This window comes from Pseudomonas sp. GM25 (assembly GCF_000282255.1).
GTDB classification, from domain to species: domain Bacteria; phylum Pseudomonadota; class Gammaproteobacteria; order Pseudomonadales; family Pseudomonadaceae; genus Aquipseudomonas; species Aquipseudomonas aphyarum.
Genome location: NZ_AKJQ01000056.1, coordinates 1 through 16,339 on the forward strand (window position 1 = coordinate 1; position 16,339 = coordinate 16,339).

Consider the following 16,339-nt stretch of genomic DNA (forward strand, 5'->3'; position numbering starts at 1 on the left):
GGTCGCTGCGCTCCCACCCCCCGGATAAATCCCTCCACTCAGCCTTCCGATGGGGCCGGCACGTCAAAAGCGGTACTCGAGCTAACGCTCATCGTTTTGAGTGGTGAGAGGCGAAAAGCGAATGCGGACTGCTTTTGCTTGATCGTTCCCACGCTCTGCGTGGGAATGCAGCCCGGGACGCTCCGCGTTCCATTTCTGGAAGCAACAAAAAAGGCGTGATCCTTTCGAATCACGCCTTCTTCACTACATCAGTCTATCAGCTACCCAGCGCCTTCGACGCCAGCCAGAACAGGCCGGCCGACAGGGCCACGGTGGCTGGCAGGGTCAGGACCCAGGCCAGGAGGATGGTTTTCACCGTGCCGCCTTGCAGGCCGCTTTTGTTGGCGACCATGGTGCCGGCCACGCCCGAGGAGAGGACGTGGGTGGTGGACACCGGCAGGCTGAAGATGTTGGCCATGCCGATCAGGCTGGCGGTGGTGATCTGGGCCGACATGCCTTGCGAGTAGGTCATGCCTTGCTTGCCGATCTTCTCGCCGATGGTCAGTACCACACGTTTCCAGCCGACCATTGTGCCCAGGCCCAGGGCCAGGGCGACCGCCAGAATCACCCAGAACGGGGCGTATTCGGTGGTGGTGGTCAGGTCTTTGCGCAGTTTGTCCAGGTCAGCTTTCTCGCGAGGCGCCAGGCCTGGCAGTTTGCTGACTTTCTTCGCGGTGTCGTCCAGGCAGAGCAGGTAGCGGCGCACTTCGATGCGGCTTTCCGAGGACAGCGAGTGGTAGTCGGCTACACCTTTGAGGGTGTCGAGCAGGGCGGCGATGGTCGGTTCGGTCTGTTGCGGGTTGCAACGGAATTTCTCCGGCAGGTCGCCTTCCACGCTTTTGCCCAGGGCCAGGAACTCGCCCAGGGTGTCGGCGTTGCGCTTGTAGAACTGGCTCAGGTGCAGGGTCGCATCGCGGGTACGTTCGATCTGGTAGGTGGTGCTGTTCAGGTCGAGTACGAACTGCGCAGGCACGATACCGATCAGTACCAGCATGATCAGGCCGATACCTTTCTGGCCGTCGTTGGAACCGTGCACGAAGCTGACGGCCATGGCCGAGATCACCAGGACCAGGCGGTTCCAGAACGGTGGGTGTTTCTTGTCGTCGATCTTGCGGCGCTGTTCCGGCGTCTTGTGCATCTTCGACAGCGGGCGCCACCACTTCAGGCCGATCAGCACCAGCGCGGCGATCAGGAAGCCGGCCATCGGCGAGAACACCAGCGAGGCGCCGATATCGATCGCTTTCTGCCAGTTGACGCCGTCAGCCAGTGGAATTTCGTTGATCAGGGCGTTGGCCAGGCCGACACCGAGGATCGAACCGATCAGCGTGTGCGAGCTGGAGGCCGGGATACCGAAGTACCAGGTGCCCAGGTTCCAGGCGATCGCGGCGGCGAGCAGCGAGAACACCATTGCCAGACCATGGCCGGTGTTTACGTTGATCAACAGTTCTACCGGCAGCAGGTGCACGATGGCATACGCCACGCCAACGCCGCCCAGCAGTACGCCGAGGAAGTTGAACACGCCCGAGAAGAACACCGCCAGGTGAGGCGGCATCGCTTTGGTGTAGATAACAGTGGCTACCGCGTTAGCGGTGTCATGAAATCCATTGATGAACTCGAAGGCGAGGACAAATGTCAGGGCGAGCAGGAGGCTCACAAGCACCCAGGCATCCAGTCCGCTGAATAAATCGATCATGAAGGTTTTCTGACCCGGTCATAAGGGGGCGCGATTATGCCAGAAAAGACTGGAAATCGATCCCCTACCTGCTCATCGGTAAGCTTCTTCGCCAAATTAATTTGTATCAAGGTGCATTACCCTAGCTTTTTACAGGGTTTTGCAAGGTGTTGATTTAATTGAGAAAAATGCGATGAGCCGGCGGATTGGCCGGTTGTCGGGAGGGGGCTGAAACTTGTATGAAATATCTGAGAAACGCGTCTGACATGCTCCAGACCTGTGCAATACAGGGGAGTTGGCCGCTGCCCGCGGGTAGCGGGCGCGCAAGGCATCGTCAGTCCACCGTGCTTGTAGCCCGGTGAGTACGCTTACCCTCGAAAGTCTCAAAGGAAGGCATCACGGCTCTTCGGCTTTGAGTTCCTCTTCCATTTTTTTCAGTTCTTGCTGGAAGACCTGATCCTGAACGGTAGGGCGTTTACGCCAGGCTTTGCGTTCTGGTTCGGGCTGGGCGGCGTAGGTGGTGACTTCCCCGCCGTAAACTTCCTTGTAACGTTGTTCCTGGCGCTCAAGTTCCGCGCGCAGTTCGTCTTTCGTCACAGTGCTACCTGTATGAGTTGAGATAAATGTCTGGTGAACGCACTGCAACGAATCATTTAACCGGTTCACCAACAAGCGCTTGCCCGGACAGGCAGCGGTGTTGTCGGGAAGACGGTCAGGACTTCCATGTTGCAGGCGGCTACGGCACCAGATTAAAACTGACGCAGCATCAGTTTCCTGTTTCAGCGAGCGCGCTGGCGGTGCATGAGTAATGAGCATCAGGCGCTGGCCGGGGCCGGCGGCGATGGACATCGCGCCAGCGGGTGGCACCGTCGGCAAATAAAAGCGCGGTGTCACTGAGGTGCATTATAGCGGCCGAATCGGGATTGACTATCTTTGCCAAGTTAAAAACGGTTCCGGATGTGTGATTGTTTTGTGACGTGCAACTTTTATCAATAGTTGCATCGTTGTTGCGCAGTGTTTGGTTTCTGGCGCCATTTAGTCGAACAACTAAGGCGCTTAAACCGCACCGGCGTTCCAAGTTCAAATCCGGCCTGAACAGCCCGGCCGAGGAGGCCAGGGCGATTGCGATTATCGGTCGACGGTTCGATAATCGCCCGGTGTTGGCGGTCTGTCGCTTGTGTATCCGCCGGCGAGCCGCTTGTATAGCCGTTGATCCGAACAAGAAAAAAAGGACCTGACATGAACGATCAAATGCGCAATTCCTTCACCTCGGTAGCGCCGCCGATCGTCGCTTCACCGGCCAAGCGTATCCAGGCCCTGACCGGTGATCCGGATTTCATGACCTCCCTGGCCCGTGGCCTGGCGGTGGTGCAGGCGTTTCAGGAGCGCAAGCGCCACCTGACCATCGCCCAGATCAGCCACCGCACGGAAATTCCCCGCGCCGCCGTGCGCCGTTGCCTGCACACGCTGATCAAGCTCGGCTACGCAACCACCGACGGGCGCACTTATTCGCTTCTGCCCAAAGTGCTGACCCTCGGTCACGCCTATCTGTCTTCGACGCCGCTGGCGGTCTCGGCCCAGCCGTATCTCGACCGCATGAGCGAGCAACTCCACGAGGCCTGCAACATGGCCACGCTGGAGGGCGACGACATTTTGTACATCGCCCGTTCGGCCACCACTCAGCGTCTGATTTCGGTGGACCTGTCGGTGGGCGGGCGTTTGCCGGCGTATTGCACGTCCATGGGGCGAATCCTGCTGGCAGCGCTGGACGACACCTCGCTGCGCGAATACCTCGACCACGCCGAACTGGTCGCCAAGACCAGTCGCACGATTCACACCCCCGACGCCTTGCTCGAATGTCTGCAGGAAGTGCGGCAGCAGGGCTGGTGCATCGTCGATCAGGAACTGGAGCAAGGTCTGCGTTCAATTGCCGTGCCGGTCTACGACGCTTCCGGCCAGGTGGTGGCCGCGCTCAACGTCAGCACCCACGCCGGTCGCGTCAGCCGCACCGAGCTGGAGCAGCGCTTTCTGCCGGGCCTGTTGAGCGCCAGTCGCGACCTCAGTGCGCAATTGTTTGCCTGATGAAGCTGTTCGATAAACGCACAGAGTTGCGTTTATCGAATTGACGCTAAAACCCCCGGATCATTAATGTCGCGGCAGCGTCATCCGGCGCGAATGTGAATGAGCCCGCCGGATTGTCGACTCCCATAATAATGACAAGAGGCAACTTCCCATGCGCACGTTCCCCGACTGTCGCCGCTCCCGTTCCTGTTGCCGGTATTAGCGCAACGCCTGATTCCTTCCTTATATAGTTGTGACCGTGCCGCTCTCTGGCCGGCCGCCGTTCGACTGCGTTTTCTTGCGTGGAATAAAAATAATGAACCAGCCTCAGTCCGCTGTAGGTCACTGCCTCGACGTGCAGTCCTTTATCAACGCCCAACCGATCTCGCGCTATCAATGGCGCGTCGTGATCCTGTGTTTCCTGATTGTGTTCCTCGATGGCCTCGACACCGCGGCCATGGGTTTTATCGCGCCGGCCCTGTCCCAGGACTGGGGCATCGACCGCGCCAGCCTCGGCCCGGTGATGAGTGCCGCGCTGATCGGCATGGTCTTCGGCGCGCTGGGCTCCGGGCCGCTGGCTGACCGCTTCGGGCGAAAAGTCGTACTGGTCGGCGCGGTTTTTCTGTTCGGTGCTTTCAGCCTGGCTTCGGCCTACGCCACCAATGTCGATCAATTGCTGGTGCTGCGTTTCCTCACCGGTCTGGGGCTGGGCGCCGGGATGCCGAACGCCACCACGCTGCTGTCGGAATACACCCCGGAGCGCAAGAAGTCGTTGCTGGTGACCAGCATGTTCTGCGGTTTCAACCTCGGCATGGCCGGCGGTGGATTCATCTCGGCCAAGCTGATTCCGGCGTTCGGCTGGCACAGCCTGTTGCTGATCGGCGGGATCCTGCCGCTGATCCTCACCGTGGTGTTGCTGCTCTGGCTGCCGGAGTCGGCGCGTTATCTGGTGGTGCGCAATCGCGGCACCGACAAAGTGCGCAAGACCCTCGCGCCCATTGACCCGGCCACCGTCGCTCAGGCCGCGAGTTTCAGCGTGCCCGAACAGAAAACCGTAAAAGCGCGCAATGTGTTCGCGGTGATTTTCTCCGGCACTTACAGCGTCGGCACGTTGCTGCTGTGGCTGACCTACTTCATGGGGCTGGTGATTGTTTACCTGCTGACCAGCTGGCTGCCGACCCTGATGCGCGACAGTGGCGCGAGCATGGAGCAGGCGGCGTTTATCGGCGCGCTGTTCCAGTTCGGCGGGGTGTTGAGCGCGGTCGGCGTAGGCTGGGCGATGGACCGGTTCAATCCGCACAAGGTCATCGGCATTTTCTACCTGCTGGCCGGGGTGTTTGCCTACGCGGTGGGGCAGAGCCTGGGCAACATCACGCTGCTGGCGACGCTGGTGTTGGTGGCGGGCATGTGCGTCAACGGTGCGCAATCGGCGATGCCGTCGCTGGCGGCGCGGTTTTATCCGACCCAAGGCCGGGCGACCGGTGTGTCGTGGATGCTCGGGATCGGCCGGTTCGGCGCGATTCTCGGGGCGTGGATGGGCGCGACCCTGTTGGGGTTGGGCTGGAATTTCGAACAGGTGCTGACGGCGCTGGTGATTCCGGCGGGCCTGGCCACCGCAGCGGTGGTGATCAAGGGCCTGGTCAGTCACGCGGACGCGACCTGATATCGACGTCCTTCACTCCCGCACGCGGTGCGGGAGTGATCATTAGGCAGATAACAATCTGTTCGATAAACGAACACTCAGTCGATTATCGGATTGTTTGGCGAAAATCAGCGGCTTAATCTTCAGTGACTCCGGCGCAGAACCTCGCGCCTTTTTATCACTGGCGATTCATTACAAAAACAGGAGCCCGCTCCATGGCTGAGATCCTTTCGCTGCACGACGCGGTGAAGCAATTCGTCAACGACGGCGACACCGTCGCGCTCGAAGGCTTCACTCACCTGATCCCTACGGCGGCGGGTCATGAAATCATTCGTCAGGGCAAGAAAGATCTGACCTTGGTGCGGATGACGCCTGACCTGATCTACGACCAACTGATCGGTGCCGGCTGTGCACGCAAGCTGATCTTCTCCTGGGGCGGCAACCCTGGCGTGGGTTCGCTGCATCGTCTGCGCGACGCGGTCGAGAAACAATGGCCGCATGCGCTGGAAATCGAAGAACACAGCCATGCCGACCTGGCCAATGCCTACGTCGCCGGCGCCTCCGGCCTGCCATTCGCGGTGCTGCGGGCTTACGCCGGTTCCGACCTGCCGAAGGTCAACCCGCTGATCAAATCCGTGACTTGCCCGTTCACCGGTGAAGTGCTGGCGGCGGTGCCGTCGGTGCGTCCGGACGTGACCGTGATCCACGCCCAGAAGGCCGACCGTCAGGGCAACGTGCTGCTGTGGGGCATCCTCGGTGTGCAGAAAGAAGCCGCACTGGCCGCCAAGCGTTGCATCGTCACCGTCGAAGAAATCGTCGACAACCTCAACGCCCCGATGAACGCCTGCGTGCTGCCGACCTGGGCCTTGAGCGCGGTCTGCCATGTACCCGGTGGCGCGCATCCGTCCTACGCCCACGGTTACACCGAGCGTGACAACCGTTTCTATCAGGCGTGGGATCCGATCGCCCGCGACCGTGAGACGTTTACCGCGTGGATCAACGAATACATCCATGGCTGCGCTGACTTCAGCGAGTTCCAGGCCAAGTTGGCCGCTGCTTCGGAGGCCAAGTAATGACTTACACCACCAATGAAATGATGACCGTTGCGGCGGCCCGTCGCCTGAAGAACGGCTCGGTGTGCTTCGTCGGCATCGGCCTGCCGTCGAAAGCCGCCAACCTGGCGCGCCTGACCTCGTCGCCGGACGTGGTGCTGATCTACGAATCCGGCCCTATCGGCGCCAAACCCAGCGTGTTGCCACTGTCGATCGGTGACGGCGAACTGGCGGAAACCGCTGACACCGTCGTGCCGACCGGTGAGATTTTTCGCTACTGGCTGCAGGGCGGACGCATCGACGTCGGTTTCCTCGGCGCAGCCCAGGTCGACCGTTTCGGCAACATCAACACCACCGTGGTTGGCGACTATCACCAGCCGAAAGTGCGCCTGCCGGGTGCCGGCGGCGCGCCGGAGATCGCCGGTTCCGCCAAAAGCGTGCTGATCATCCTTAAACAGTCGGCGCGTTCGTTTGTCGACAAACTCGATTTCATCACCTCGGTCGGCCATGGCGAGGGCGGCGATTCGCGCAAACGTCTGGGCCTGCCGGGCGCCGGCCCGGTCGGGATCATCACTGACCTGTGCATCATGGAGCCGGAAGAGGGCACCCACGAATTCGTGGTCACCGCACTGCACCCGGGCGTGACCCGCGAGCAAGTGGTCGCCGCCACCGGTTGGGCGATCCGTTTTGCCGACAGCGTGGCCACCACCGCCGAACCGACCGAGGTCGAGCTGACCGCCCTGCGCGATCTTGAAGCCCGCACCGCAGCGGCCCACGGCCAGGCACCGGGAGAAGCATGATGCGCGACGTTTATATCTGCGATGCGATCCGTACGCCCATCGGTCGTTTTGGTGGTGGTTTGGCGGCAGTTCGCGCCGACGACCTGGCCGCCGTGCCGATCAAGGCCCTGATGGAACGCAACCCGTCGGTGGACTGGAGCGCCATCGACGAAGTATTCCTCGGCTGCGCCAACCAGGCCGGCGAAGACAACCGCAACGTGGCGCGCATGGCGCTGTTGCTGGCCGGTCTGCCGGAGAGCGTTCCGGGCGTCACCCTCAATCGCCTCTGCGCGTCGGGAATGGATGCCATCGGTACAGCGTTCCGCGCCATCGCCAGCGGCGAAATGGAGCTGGCGATTGCCGGTGGTGTCGAGTCGATGTCCCGCGCGCCGTTCGTGATGGGCAAGGCTGATGCGGCGTTTTCGCGCAACATGAAGCTGGAAGACACCACCATCGGCTGGCGTTTCATCAACCCGTTGATGAAGGCCCAGTACGGCGTCGATGCGATGCCGCAGACCGCCGACAACGTCGCCGACGATTACGAAATTTCCCGCGAGGATCAGGACGCTTTCGCCCTGCGCAGTCAGCAACGTACTGCCGCTGCCCAGGCTGCCGGCTACTTAGCCGAAGAAATCGTCGAAGTGCGGATCGCCCACAAGAAGGGCGAAACCGTGGTCAGCCAGGACGAACACCCTCGCGCCGACACCACGCTTGAAGCCCTGACCAAATTGAAACCGGTCAACGGCCCGGACAAGACCGTCACCGCCGGCAACGCTTCGGGCGTCAACGACGGTGCCGCCGCGCTGATTCTGGCCTCGGCGGAAGCGGTGAAAAAACACGGTCTGACCGCCCGCGCCAAAGTGCTGGGCATGGCCAGCGCCGGGGTCGCGCCACGGGTGATGGGCATCGGCCCGGTGCCGGCGGTGCGCAAACTCACTGAACGCCTCGGTGTGGCAGTCAGCGATTTCGATGTGATCGAACTCAACGAAGCGTTTGCCAGCCAGGGTCTGGCGGTATTGCGCGAGCTGGGGCTGGCGGACGACGCGGCCCAGGTCAACCCGAACGGCGGCGCGATTGCCCTCGGTCACCCGTTGGGCATGAGCGGCGCACGTCTGGTGCTGACCGCCCTGCATCAGCTGGAAAAGACCGGTGGCAAGAAAGGTCTGGCGACCATGTGCGTCGGTGTCGGCCAGGGTCTGGCCCTGGCCATCGAACGCGTCTGACGCAAGCCGTGACGAACAAGAACAGAGGAAAGCGAAATGACTGACAAGCCTGGTTACCGCCGCCCGCAGGAAGGCACCCAGCCGCCGTACCTGCACCCGAATTATCAATCCACCAATCTGCGCTCGCCGTCCAAGCCGTTGGTGTTTCTGCCGCACTCGCTGTCGGAAATCACCGGCCCGACCATCGGCGCCGAGCGTGTGGCCGACACTGATAACGATCTGACCGCCCAGCATCAGGGTGAACCGCTCGGCGAGCGGATCATCATTCACGGGCGTGTGCTCGACGAAGACGGTCTGCCGGTGCCGGGGATTCTGGTGGAGATCTGGCAGGCCAACGCCGCCGGTCGCTACAACCACGCCCGCGACCTGCACGACGCACCGCTGGACCCGAATTTCACCGGCACCGGCCGCACCGTGACCGACGCCGACGGCTGGTATCAGTTCCAGACCATCAAGCCCGGCGCCTATCCGTGGGGCAACCATCACAACGCCTGGCGCCCGGCCCACGTGCACTTCTCGCTGTTCGGGCCGAGCATCCTGACGCGCCTGGTTACGCAAATGTATTTCCCGGGCGACCCGCTGCTGCCGTACGACCCGATCTACAACTGCGTGCCGGACACCTCGGCCAAGGAACGCCTGATCGCCGCTTTCGATCTGGAAAAAACCATTCCGTCCTACGCCCTCGCTTATCGCTGGGACATCGTGCTGCGCGGCCGCGAAGCCACGCCGATGGAGAAATGAGATGACCCTGACTGCGACCACGTCCCACACCGTCGGGCCGTATTACCACATCGGCCTGACCTGGCTGAACCGTGAAAACCTCGCCAACGAACTGACCCTCGGCCAGCGCGTGGCGATCAGCGGGCAAGTGGTGGATGGCAACGGCGATGTCGTCAACGACGCCATGCTCGAAGTCTGGCAGGCCAACGCCGCCGGCAAATACGATCACCCGGAAGACGAGCAGGCCAAACCGCTCGACCCGAATTTCGAAGGCTTTGGCCGGGTGCCGGTGGACGCCGAAGGGCGCTTCCGTTTCACCACCATCAAGCCGGGCACGGTCGAAGGCCTGAAGGGCTCGACCCAGGCGCCGCATCTGGTGGTGCTGGTGTTCGCGCGCGGTCTGGTGAAGCACTTGCTGACGCGGATCTACTTCGAAGGCGATCCGGCGAACGTCAATGACCCGCTGCTCGAATGCGTACCGGCCGAGCGCCGCACCACGTTGCTGGCGAAGCCGGATGCGGCGGGGGTTTATCAGTGGAATGTGATTCTGCAGGGCACTGATGCGGAAACCGTGTTCTTCGATTATTGAAAGAACACCGATCGTTCCCGCGCAGAGTAGTGATCGTTCCCACGCTCCGCGTGGGAATGCATACCGTGACGCTCCGCGTCACAGTGGACGCAGAGCGTCCATGGCGGCATTCCCACGCAGAGCGTGGGAACGATCTGAGGTCCGTGTTGCTGATCCAATGTGGAACGGGACTGTTGCAAAGTGTGTCTAGACTCTCACTGTCCCTATCGAGTGAAAAACAATGACAACCCTCACCTCCCATTACACCGGTGAAGAGCGCAGCAAGCGCATCTTCGCCATTGTCGGCGCGTCGTCCGGCAACCTCGTCGAATGGTTCGACTTCTACGTCTACGCCTTCTGCGCGATTTATTTCGCCCCGGCGTTTTTCCCCTCCGACAACCCCACGGTGCAGCTGGTCAACACGGCAGGCGTCTTCGCCGCCGGGTTCCTGATGCGACCGATCGGCGGCTGGATTTTCGGCCGGGTGGCGGACAAGCACGGGCGCAAGAACTCGATGCTGATCTCGATCCTGATGATGTGCTTCGGCTCGTTGCTGATCGCCTGTCTGCCGACCTACAAGGACATCGGCGTCTGGGCGCCGCTGCTGCTGTTGTTCGCGCGTCTGCTGCAAGGCCTGTCGGTGGGTGGCGAGTACGGCACCACCGCGACCTACATGAGCGAAGTCGCGCTCAAGGGCCAGCGCGGGTTCTTCGCCTCGTTCCAGTACGTGACGCTGATCGGCGGGCAACTGCTGGCGGTATTGTTGGTGGTGATCCTGCAACAGTTCCTCACCGAAGAAGAATTGCGTGCCTACGGCTGGCGGATTCCGTTCGTGGTCGGTGCGGCCGCCGCGCTGATTTCGCTGTTCCTGCGCCGTTCGCTGAAAGAAACCACCAGCAAGGAAATGCGCGAGAACAAGGACGCCGGCAGCATCCGCGCACTGTTTCGCGACCACAAGGCCGCGTTCATCACCGTGCTCGGCTACACCGCCGGCGGCTCGCTGATTTTCTACACCTTCACCACGTATATGCAGAAGTACCTGGTGAACACCGCCGGCATGCACGCCAAGACCGCCAGCTACATCATGACCGGCGCGCTGTTCCTGTACATGTGCATGCAGCCGCTGTTCGGCATGCTCGCCGACAAGATCGGCCGGCGTAGCTCGATGCTCTGGTTCGGCGGCCTCGGTACGTTGTTCACGGTGCCGATCCTGCTCAGCCTGAAAAGTGTCGGCAGCCCGTTCCTGGCCTTTGTGCTGATTACCGTGGCGCTGGCGATCGTCAGTTTCTACACCTCGATCAGCGGTCTGGTGAAAGCCGAGATGTTCCCGCCGGAAGTCCGCGCCCTCGGCGTTGGTCTGGCGTATGCGGTGGCCAACGCGATCTTCGGTGGTTCGGCAGAATACGTCGCCCTGAGCCTGAAGGCCGGCGGGATGGAAAACGCGTTCTACTGGTATGTCACGATCATGATGGCCGTGGCGTTCCTGTTCAGCCTGCGCCTGCCCAAAGAAGCGAAGTATTTGCACCACGACCTTTAAAACCGATGCGCGCGGGCCACACCGGCCCGCGCCGGCAAGGACTGTTTATGACTCAGCGACCGGGCAATCAATTGTTCGATGCCTACTTTACTGCCCGCGATATGCGCGACGTGTTCTGCGATCAGGGCCGGGTGCAGGCGATGCTCGACTTCGAAGCGGCGCTGGCCCGGGCCGAAGCGCGGGTCGGGTTGATTCCGGCAAATGCTGTCGTGTCTATCGAAAACGCCTGCCGCGCCGGGCTGTTCGATTTCGCAGCGCTGGGCGAGGCGATTGCCACGGCCGGCAACTCGGCGATTCCACTGGTCAAGGCATTGGGCAAACAGATCGCTGCGACCGATGCCGAAGCCGAGCGCTACGTGCATCTGGGCGCCACCAGCCAGGACGTGATGGATTCCGGGCTGGTGCTGCAATTGCGTCAGGCGCTGGCGTTGATTGAAGGGGAACTGGCGCAACTGGCCGACTCGTTCGCCATTCAGGCGCAGCGCCACGCCGCGACGCCACTGGCCGGGCGTACCTGGCTGCAACACGCGACCCCGGTCACCCTAGGGATGAAAATCGCCGGTTGGCTCGGCGCGATCACTCGCAGTCGTCAGCGTCTGCGCGAGCTCAAGCCGCGACTGCTGGTGCTGCAATTCGGCGGCGCGTCCGGCACCCTCGCGGCGCTCGGCGAACAGGCATTGCCGATTGCCCGGGCGCTGGCAGAAGAACTGCAACTGACCCTGCCGGAACAACCGTGGCATACCCAGCGTGATCGCATCGTCGAGTTCGGCGCGGTGCTCGGCCTGATCGCCGGCAGCCTCGGCAAATTCGGCCGCGACATCAGCCTGTTGATGCAGACCGAAGCGGCGGAAGTGTTCGAACCGTCGGCGCCGGGCAAGGGGGGTTCCTCGACCATGCCGCACAAGCGCAATCCGGTGGGCGCCGCGGTGTTGATCGGCGCCGCCACCCGCGTGCCGGGGCTGGTCTCGACACTGTTCAGCGCCATGCCCCAGGAACACGAACGCAGCCTCGGTTTGTGGCACGCCGAATGGGAAACCCTGCCGGACATCTGCTGCCTGGTGTCGGGTGCGCTGCAACAGGCGCGGTTGCTGGCCGACGGTCTGGAGGTTGATGCCGGGCGCATGGCCCGCAACCTGGAACTGACCCAAGGTCTGGTGCTGGCCGAAGCAGTGAGCATCGTGCTCGCGCAACGGGTCGGCCGCGACACTGCGCATCATTTGCTCGAACAATGCTGCAAACGAGCGGTGGCCGAACAGCGCCACTTGCGGGCGGTACTCGGTGACGAGCCGCAAGTGACCGCCGAACTGAGCGCAACCGAACTGGATCATCTGCTCGATCCCGCCCATTACCTCGGTCAGGCGCAGGTCTGGGTCGAGCGAGCGGTGGCCGAACACAACGCATTGTCTGACTGAAAGGAGAGGGCTGTGGCTTTCGTTCAACTCGCCGATGGCGAACTGCATTACACATTGGAAGGCCCGGCCGATGCGCCGGTGCTGGTGCTGTCGAACTCGCTGGGCACCGACCTGCATATGTGGGACGTGCAGATGCCGGCCTTCACCGAACATTTTCGCGTGCTGCGTTTTGATACGCGCGGGCACGGCCAGTCGCTGGTGACGCCGGGCCCTTACAGCATCGAGCAACTGGGTCGCGACGTGCTGGCGCTGCTGGATGCGCTGCACATTGAACGCGCGCATTTCTGCGGTCTGTCGATGGGCGGGTTGATCGGCCAGTGGCTGGGGATCAACGCCGGCCAGCGTCTGAACAAACTGATCGTCTGCAATACCGCCGCAAAAATTGGCGACCCGTCAGTCTGGAACCCACGCATCGAAACCGTGCTGCGCGACGGCCCGGCGGCGATGGTCGCGTTGCGCGATGCCTCGATTGCCCGCTGGTTTACCCCGGACTTTTCTGCCGCCAATCCGGCAGCCGCCAAGCAGATTACCGACATGCTGGCCGCGACCAATCCTGAAGGTTATGCCGCCAACTGCGCGGCGGTGCGCGATGCGGATTTCCGTGAGCAGTTGTCGTTGATCAAGGCGCCGCTGCTGGTGATCGCCGGTACCGAAGATGCGGTGACGCCACCCTCCGGCGGGCATTTCATTCAGGAGCATGTGCGCGGTGCCGAGTACGCCGAGTTTTATGCGGCGCACCTTTCCAACGTTCAGGCCGGCGACGCGTTCAGCGACCGCGTGCTGATCTTTTTGCTGGCCGATTGAGGGGATTTCCGTGGACGAGAAACAACGTTACGACGACGGCATGCAAGTGCGCCGCGCGGTGCTCGGCGACGCTCACGTCGATCGCAGCCTGACCACGCTGACCGAGTTCAACTCGGAGTTCCAGGAGATGATCACCCGTCACGCCTGGGGGGATATCTGGACCCGCCCGGGCCTGCCACGCCACACCCGCAGCCTGATCACCATCGCCATGCTGATCGGCATGAACCGCGAAGGTGAACTGAAGTTGCACCTGCGGGCGGCGGCCAACAATGGCGTGAGCCGTGGCGAGATCAAGGAAGTGATCATGCAGAGCGCAATCTACTGTGGGATTCCGGCGGCGAATGCGACGTTCCATCTGGCCGAATCGGTGTGGGATGAGCTGGGTGTCGAATCCCGGGATTGACGGCGACTGAGCGGACGCCATCGCTAGCAGGCTAGCTCCCACAGTGAAATGCGGTCCATTGTGGGAGCTAGCCTGCTAGCGATGGCGGTATTTGCCGCGCCGATTCAAACCTTGGCGACAATGAAAATCCGCTTGAACGCAAACAACGTATGGCCGTTTTTTTCCTGCGGATAATGCGCGTGCACCCGCATCAGGTAGTGATAAATGAAGCGCGCCTGTTCCTCTGACGTCAGTCCCTGCATCACCGGCCGTAGCGCCGACACTTTTACCCAGTCATAAACCGGCGACTTGCCGCCAACGACCTGCAACTGCTCGGTTTCCCAGATATCCAGCGACCGGGTCAGCGGCGCGAGCAATCGGTAGTAATCCTCCAGCGGCAACAACGGCCGCGCCGCCATGCGCTGGCGCAATTGCGCAGTGCCGATGGGGCGCCCGCAGGGTCCGGCATCGTCGAGGGTGTCGAGCATCAGCCGATACCACAGCGCATCGCGCCAGTCCGGAATATGCGCGGCCAGACAACCGCCGGGGTTGAGGTGTCGAAGCAGTCCCGGCAACAGCGTTTGATGGTCATCGATGAAATGCAGCACGGCCGCGGCGAACAGCAGGTCGGCCGGCTTGCGGGGTTTCCAGTGTTGCAGCTCGGCGTGTTGCCAGCGCGCCTTGATCGGCAGACAACGGGCGACCTGAAGCATGTCTTTCGAACTGTCGATGCCTTTGAGATTTGCCTGCGGCCAGCGATTGGCCAGAACCTTCGTGGCAATCCCGGTGCCGCAACCGAGGTCATAAATGCGTTGAGGATTGTCCAGCTCGACGCGGCCGAGCAGTTCATCGACCGGTTGTTGCCTGAGACGGGAAAACTGCTCGTACGCCCTGGCATCCCAGTCTTTGTCGACGGGAGCGGGGTTGAGTCGGGTGATCATGAGGTCGTCCTCCAGTGATCAGCAGGGTCTTCCGATGACAACCTGGCCAAGTCTTGAGGACCGACATCAACAGATAACGGAAGCGAAGAGGGTGGAGCACCTGAGTCCTTCAGGTGGATCCACTCTACGCGTCGGCTGGCGCCGTACCATTAATCCTGACGGATGGTGCTGAGCCTTAGAGCAGGCTGATCGGATAGCTGACGATCAGACGGTTCTCGTCGAACTCGTTGTTGCTGAAGTCACGGCGCATGGTCGAGTTGCGCCATCTGACGTTCAGGTCCTTGAGTGCGCCGCTTTGCACGGTGTAGCCCAGTTCCGATTCGCGGCCCCATTCCTTGCCGTCGGTGATGGTCCCGGTGTGCACGTTGTCGCCGCTGATGTAGCGGTTCATCAGGGTCAGGCCGGGCACGCCGAGGGCGGCGAAGTTGTAGTCGTGGCGCAGTTGCCAGGAACGTTCCTGCGCGTTGTCGTAGCTTGAGTTGTAGCTGTCGTTGGCGAGCGTTCCGCCGCTGGTGCCGTTGACCCGCATCCAGGCGCTGTCGCCCGTGAGTTTTTGCAGGCCGACGTAGAAGGTGTTGCCGCCGTATCGCGCGGAGAACATCCCCGACCAGGTCTTGTTGTCGAGGTCGCCGGCGCGAGCACTGCCGTCGTCCTTGCCGTAGAAGAAACCGAGGTTGGCGCCCAGGGTCCAGTCGCCGATTGGCTGGCTGTGGATCAGGTTGACGTACTGCTGGCTGTAAATGTCCTTGAGTTCGGCGTTCCACAGACCGATCTGCGTGCGCTTGTCGTTGAACACGTATTCGCCGCCCTGGAAGTTGAAGCGATCCGAGGTGAACGCCGCTTTGCCGAACATCGACATGTCGCTCATGCTGCTGTCGTCGCGGGGGCTGTTGGCGCGGAACTGGCCGCCGTAGAGGGTCAGGCCGTCGATTTCCTTCGAGGTGATCTGGCCGCCGCGAAAGGTTTGGGGCAGCGAGCGACCGTCGTCCGAACGCAGGATCGGCAGCACCGGCATCCACTCGCCGACCTTCACTTCGGTCTGCGACAGCCTGGCCTTGAACGCCACGTTGGTGCGGCCGAAGGTGTCCGCCGGACGCCCGTCATGATCCAGCGGCAATGCCTGGGTGCCGCCGGTGCCTTTGCCGCCGTCGAGCTTCACCGAGTACAACCCCAGCACATCCATGCCGAACCCGACGGTGCCCTGGGTGAAACCGGACTTGGCGTCGAGGATGAAGTTCTGCGTCCACTCTTCAGCCTTGCCCTGAGCCTTGGTCGGGTTGGTGAAGTTGCGGTTGATGTAGAAGTTGCGCAGGTTCAGGTTGACCTTGGCCCCTTCGGTGAAACCGGCTTCTTCAGCCGCAGCGGGCAGCGCGACGCCGGCCAGGGCGAGGGCGATCAGGCCGGGAAGTGCGTAGGGCGCAGGGGACGTTGTCATGGGCTCGGGTCTCTCTTGTTTTTTTGGGCGAACGGGGGCGCTGCGGCCGTTTCTGAGGCGCAGGAATTCAAT

15 protein-coding genes are annotated in these 16,339 nt (G+C 62.0%); 11 read left to right on the forward strand and 4 right to left on the reverse strand.

Features of this window, described 5'->3' with window-relative positions; genetic code table 11:
* Window positions 1-256 precede the first annotated feature (256 nt).
* Both PMI24_RS21995 and PMI24_RS22000 read right to left on the reverse strand, forming a co-directional pair.
* Window positions 257-1,732, reverse strand: a complete 1,476-nt coding sequence (locus PMI24_RS21995; protein WP_007957824.1) for an inorganic phosphate transporter — start codon at window positions 1,730-1,732, stop codon at window positions 257-259.
* A 375-nt stretch (window positions 1,733-2,107) separates the two neighbouring features.
* On the reverse strand, window positions 2,108-2,308 hold the full coding sequence (locus tag PMI24_RS22000; RefSeq protein WP_007957826.1) for a hypothetical protein: 201 nt from the start codon (window positions 2,306-2,308) through the stop codon (window positions 2,108-2,110).
* 642 nt (window positions 2,309-2,950) lie between these two features.
* Here PMI24_RS22000 and pcaR point away from each other — a divergent pair.
* From pcaR to pcaC, 11 genes are all read left to right on the forward strand, one after another.
* Window positions 2,951-3,793, forward strand: coding sequence for a pca regulon transcriptional regulator PcaR (gene pcaR, locus PMI24_RS22005; protein ID WP_007917109.1), 843 nt, complete (start codon window positions 2,951-2,953; stop codon window positions 3,791-3,793).
* A gap of 295 nt (window positions 3,794-4,088) precedes the next feature.
* A complete protein-coding gene (locus tag PMI24_RS22010; protein WP_007957828.1) occupies window positions 4,089-5,435 on the forward strand; it encodes an MFS transporter in 1,347 nt (448 codons plus the stop codon).
* 194 nt (window positions 5,436-5,629) lie between these two features.
* Entirely contained in the window at window positions 5,630-6,487 is an 858-nt protein-coding gene (locus tag PMI24_RS22015) for a CoA transferase subunit A (RefSeq protein WP_003222404.1), read from the forward strand.
* Window positions 6,487-7,266, forward strand: a complete 780-nt coding sequence (locus tag PMI24_RS22020; protein WP_007957829.1) for a CoA-transferase subunit beta — start codon at window positions 6,487-6,489, stop codon at window positions 7,264-7,266. Before PMI24_RS22015 ends, PMI24_RS22020 begins: the two co-directional genes overlap by 1 nt.
* Window positions 7,263-8,468, forward strand: a complete 1,206-nt coding sequence (gene pcaF, locus PMI24_RS22025; protein ID WP_177323256.1) for a 3-oxoadipyl-CoA thiolase — start codon at window positions 7,263-7,265, stop codon at window positions 8,466-8,468. Before PMI24_RS22020 ends, pcaF begins: the two co-directional genes overlap by 4 nt.
* Before the next feature lie 36 nt (window positions 8,469-8,504).
* Window positions 8,505-9,209, forward strand: a complete 705-nt coding sequence (pcaH, locus tag PMI24_RS22030) for a protocatechuate 3,4-dioxygenase subunit beta (protein WP_007957831.1) — start codon at window positions 8,505-8,507, stop codon at window positions 9,207-9,209.
* Between the two features lies 1 nt (window position 9,210).
* Window positions 9,211-9,777 carry a protocatechuate 3,4-dioxygenase subunit alpha gene (pcaG, locus tag PMI24_RS22035; protein WP_007957832.1) on the forward strand — a complete coding sequence of 189 codons (567 nt, stop codon included), beginning with the start codon at window positions 9,211-9,213 and terminating at the stop codon, window positions 9,775-9,777.
* Between the two features lie 220 nt (window positions 9,778-9,997).
* Window positions 9,998-11,293 carry an MFS family transporter gene (locus PMI24_RS22040; RefSeq protein ID WP_007957833.1) on the forward strand — a complete coding sequence of 432 codons (1,296 nt, stop codon included), beginning with the start codon at window positions 9,998-10,000 and terminating at the stop codon, window positions 11,291-11,293.
* Between the two features lie 47 nt (window positions 11,294-11,340).
* Window positions 11,341-12,705 carry a 3-carboxy-cis,cis-muconate cycloisomerase gene (locus tag PMI24_RS22045; RefSeq protein WP_007957834.1) on the forward strand — a complete coding sequence of 455 codons (1,365 nt, stop codon included), beginning with the start codon at window positions 11,341-11,343 and terminating at the stop codon, window positions 12,703-12,705.
* 12 nt (window positions 12,706-12,717) lie between these two features.
* Window positions 12,718-13,509 (forward strand): 3-oxoadipate enol-lactonase, encoded by a 792-nt coding sequence (gene pcaD, locus PMI24_RS22050; RefSeq protein WP_007957836.1) that lies wholly within the window; start codon window positions 12,718-12,720, stop codon window positions 13,507-13,509.
* A 10-nt stretch (window positions 13,510-13,519) separates the two neighbouring features.
* On the forward strand, window positions 13,520-13,912 hold the full coding sequence (gene pcaC / locus PMI24_RS22055) for a 4-carboxymuconolactone decarboxylase (protein WP_007957838.1): 393 nt from the start codon (window positions 13,520-13,522) through the stop codon (window positions 13,910-13,912).
* A gap of 104 nt (window positions 13,913-14,016) precedes the next feature.
* Here pcaC and PMI24_RS22060 read toward each other — a convergent pair whose 3' ends face one another.
* Window positions 14,017-14,832, reverse strand: a complete 816-nt coding sequence (locus PMI24_RS22060) for a methyltransferase domain-containing protein (RefSeq protein ID WP_007957841.1) — start codon at window positions 14,830-14,832, stop codon at window positions 14,017-14,019.
* A gap of 175 nt (window positions 14,833-15,007) precedes the next feature.
* Window positions 15,008-16,267, reverse strand: a complete 1,260-nt coding sequence (locus PMI24_RS22065) for an OprD family porin (RefSeq protein WP_007957843.1) — start codon at window positions 16,265-16,267, stop codon at window positions 15,008-15,010.
* Between the last annotated feature and the right edge of the window lie 72 nt (window positions 16,268-16,339).

Coding starts and splice junctions, on each gene's coding strand:
- pcaH (WP_007957831.1), top strand. CDS start 8,505: ATGACTGACAAGCCTGGTTACCGCCGCCCGCAGGAAGGCACCCAGCCG.
- PMI24_RS21995 (WP_007957824.1), bottom strand. CDS start 1,732: ATGATCGATTTATTCAGCGGACTGGATGCCTGGGTGCTTGTGAGCCTC.
- PMI24_RS22045 (WP_007957834.1), top strand. CDS start 11,341: ATGACTCAGCGACCGGGCAATCAATTGTTCGATGCCTACTTTACTGCC.
- PMI24_RS22020 (WP_007957829.1), top strand. CDS start 6,487: ATGACTTACACCACCAATGAAATGATGACCGTTGCGGCGGCCCGTCGC.
- PMI24_RS22060 (WP_007957841.1), bottom strand. CDS start 14,832: ATGATCACCCGACTCAACCCCGCTCCCGTCGACAAAGACTGGGATGCC.
- pcaF (WP_177323256.1), top strand. CDS start 7,263: ATGATGCGCGACGTTTATATCTGCGATGCGATCCGTACGCCCATCGGT.
- PMI24_RS22065 (WP_007957843.1), bottom strand. CDS start 16,267: ATGACAACGTCCCCTGCGCCCTACGCACTTCCCGGCCTGATCGCCCTC.
- pcaG (WP_007957832.1), top strand. CDS start 9,211: ATGACCCTGACTGCGACCACGTCCCACACCGTCGGGCCGTATTACCAC.
- PMI24_RS22040 (WP_007957833.1), top strand. CDS start 9,998: ATGACAACCCTCACCTCCCATTACACCGGTGAAGAGCGCAGCAAGCGC.
- PMI24_RS22010 (WP_007957828.1), top strand. CDS start 4,089: ATGAACCAGCCTCAGTCCGCTGTAGGTCACTGCCTCGACGTGCAGTCC.
- pcaR (WP_007917109.1), top strand. CDS start 2,951: ATGAACGATCAAATGCGCAATTCCTTCACCTCGGTAGCGCCGCCGATC.
- PMI24_RS22015 (WP_003222404.1), top strand. CDS start 5,630: ATGGCTGAGATCCTTTCGCTGCACGACGCGGTGAAGCAATTCGTCAAC.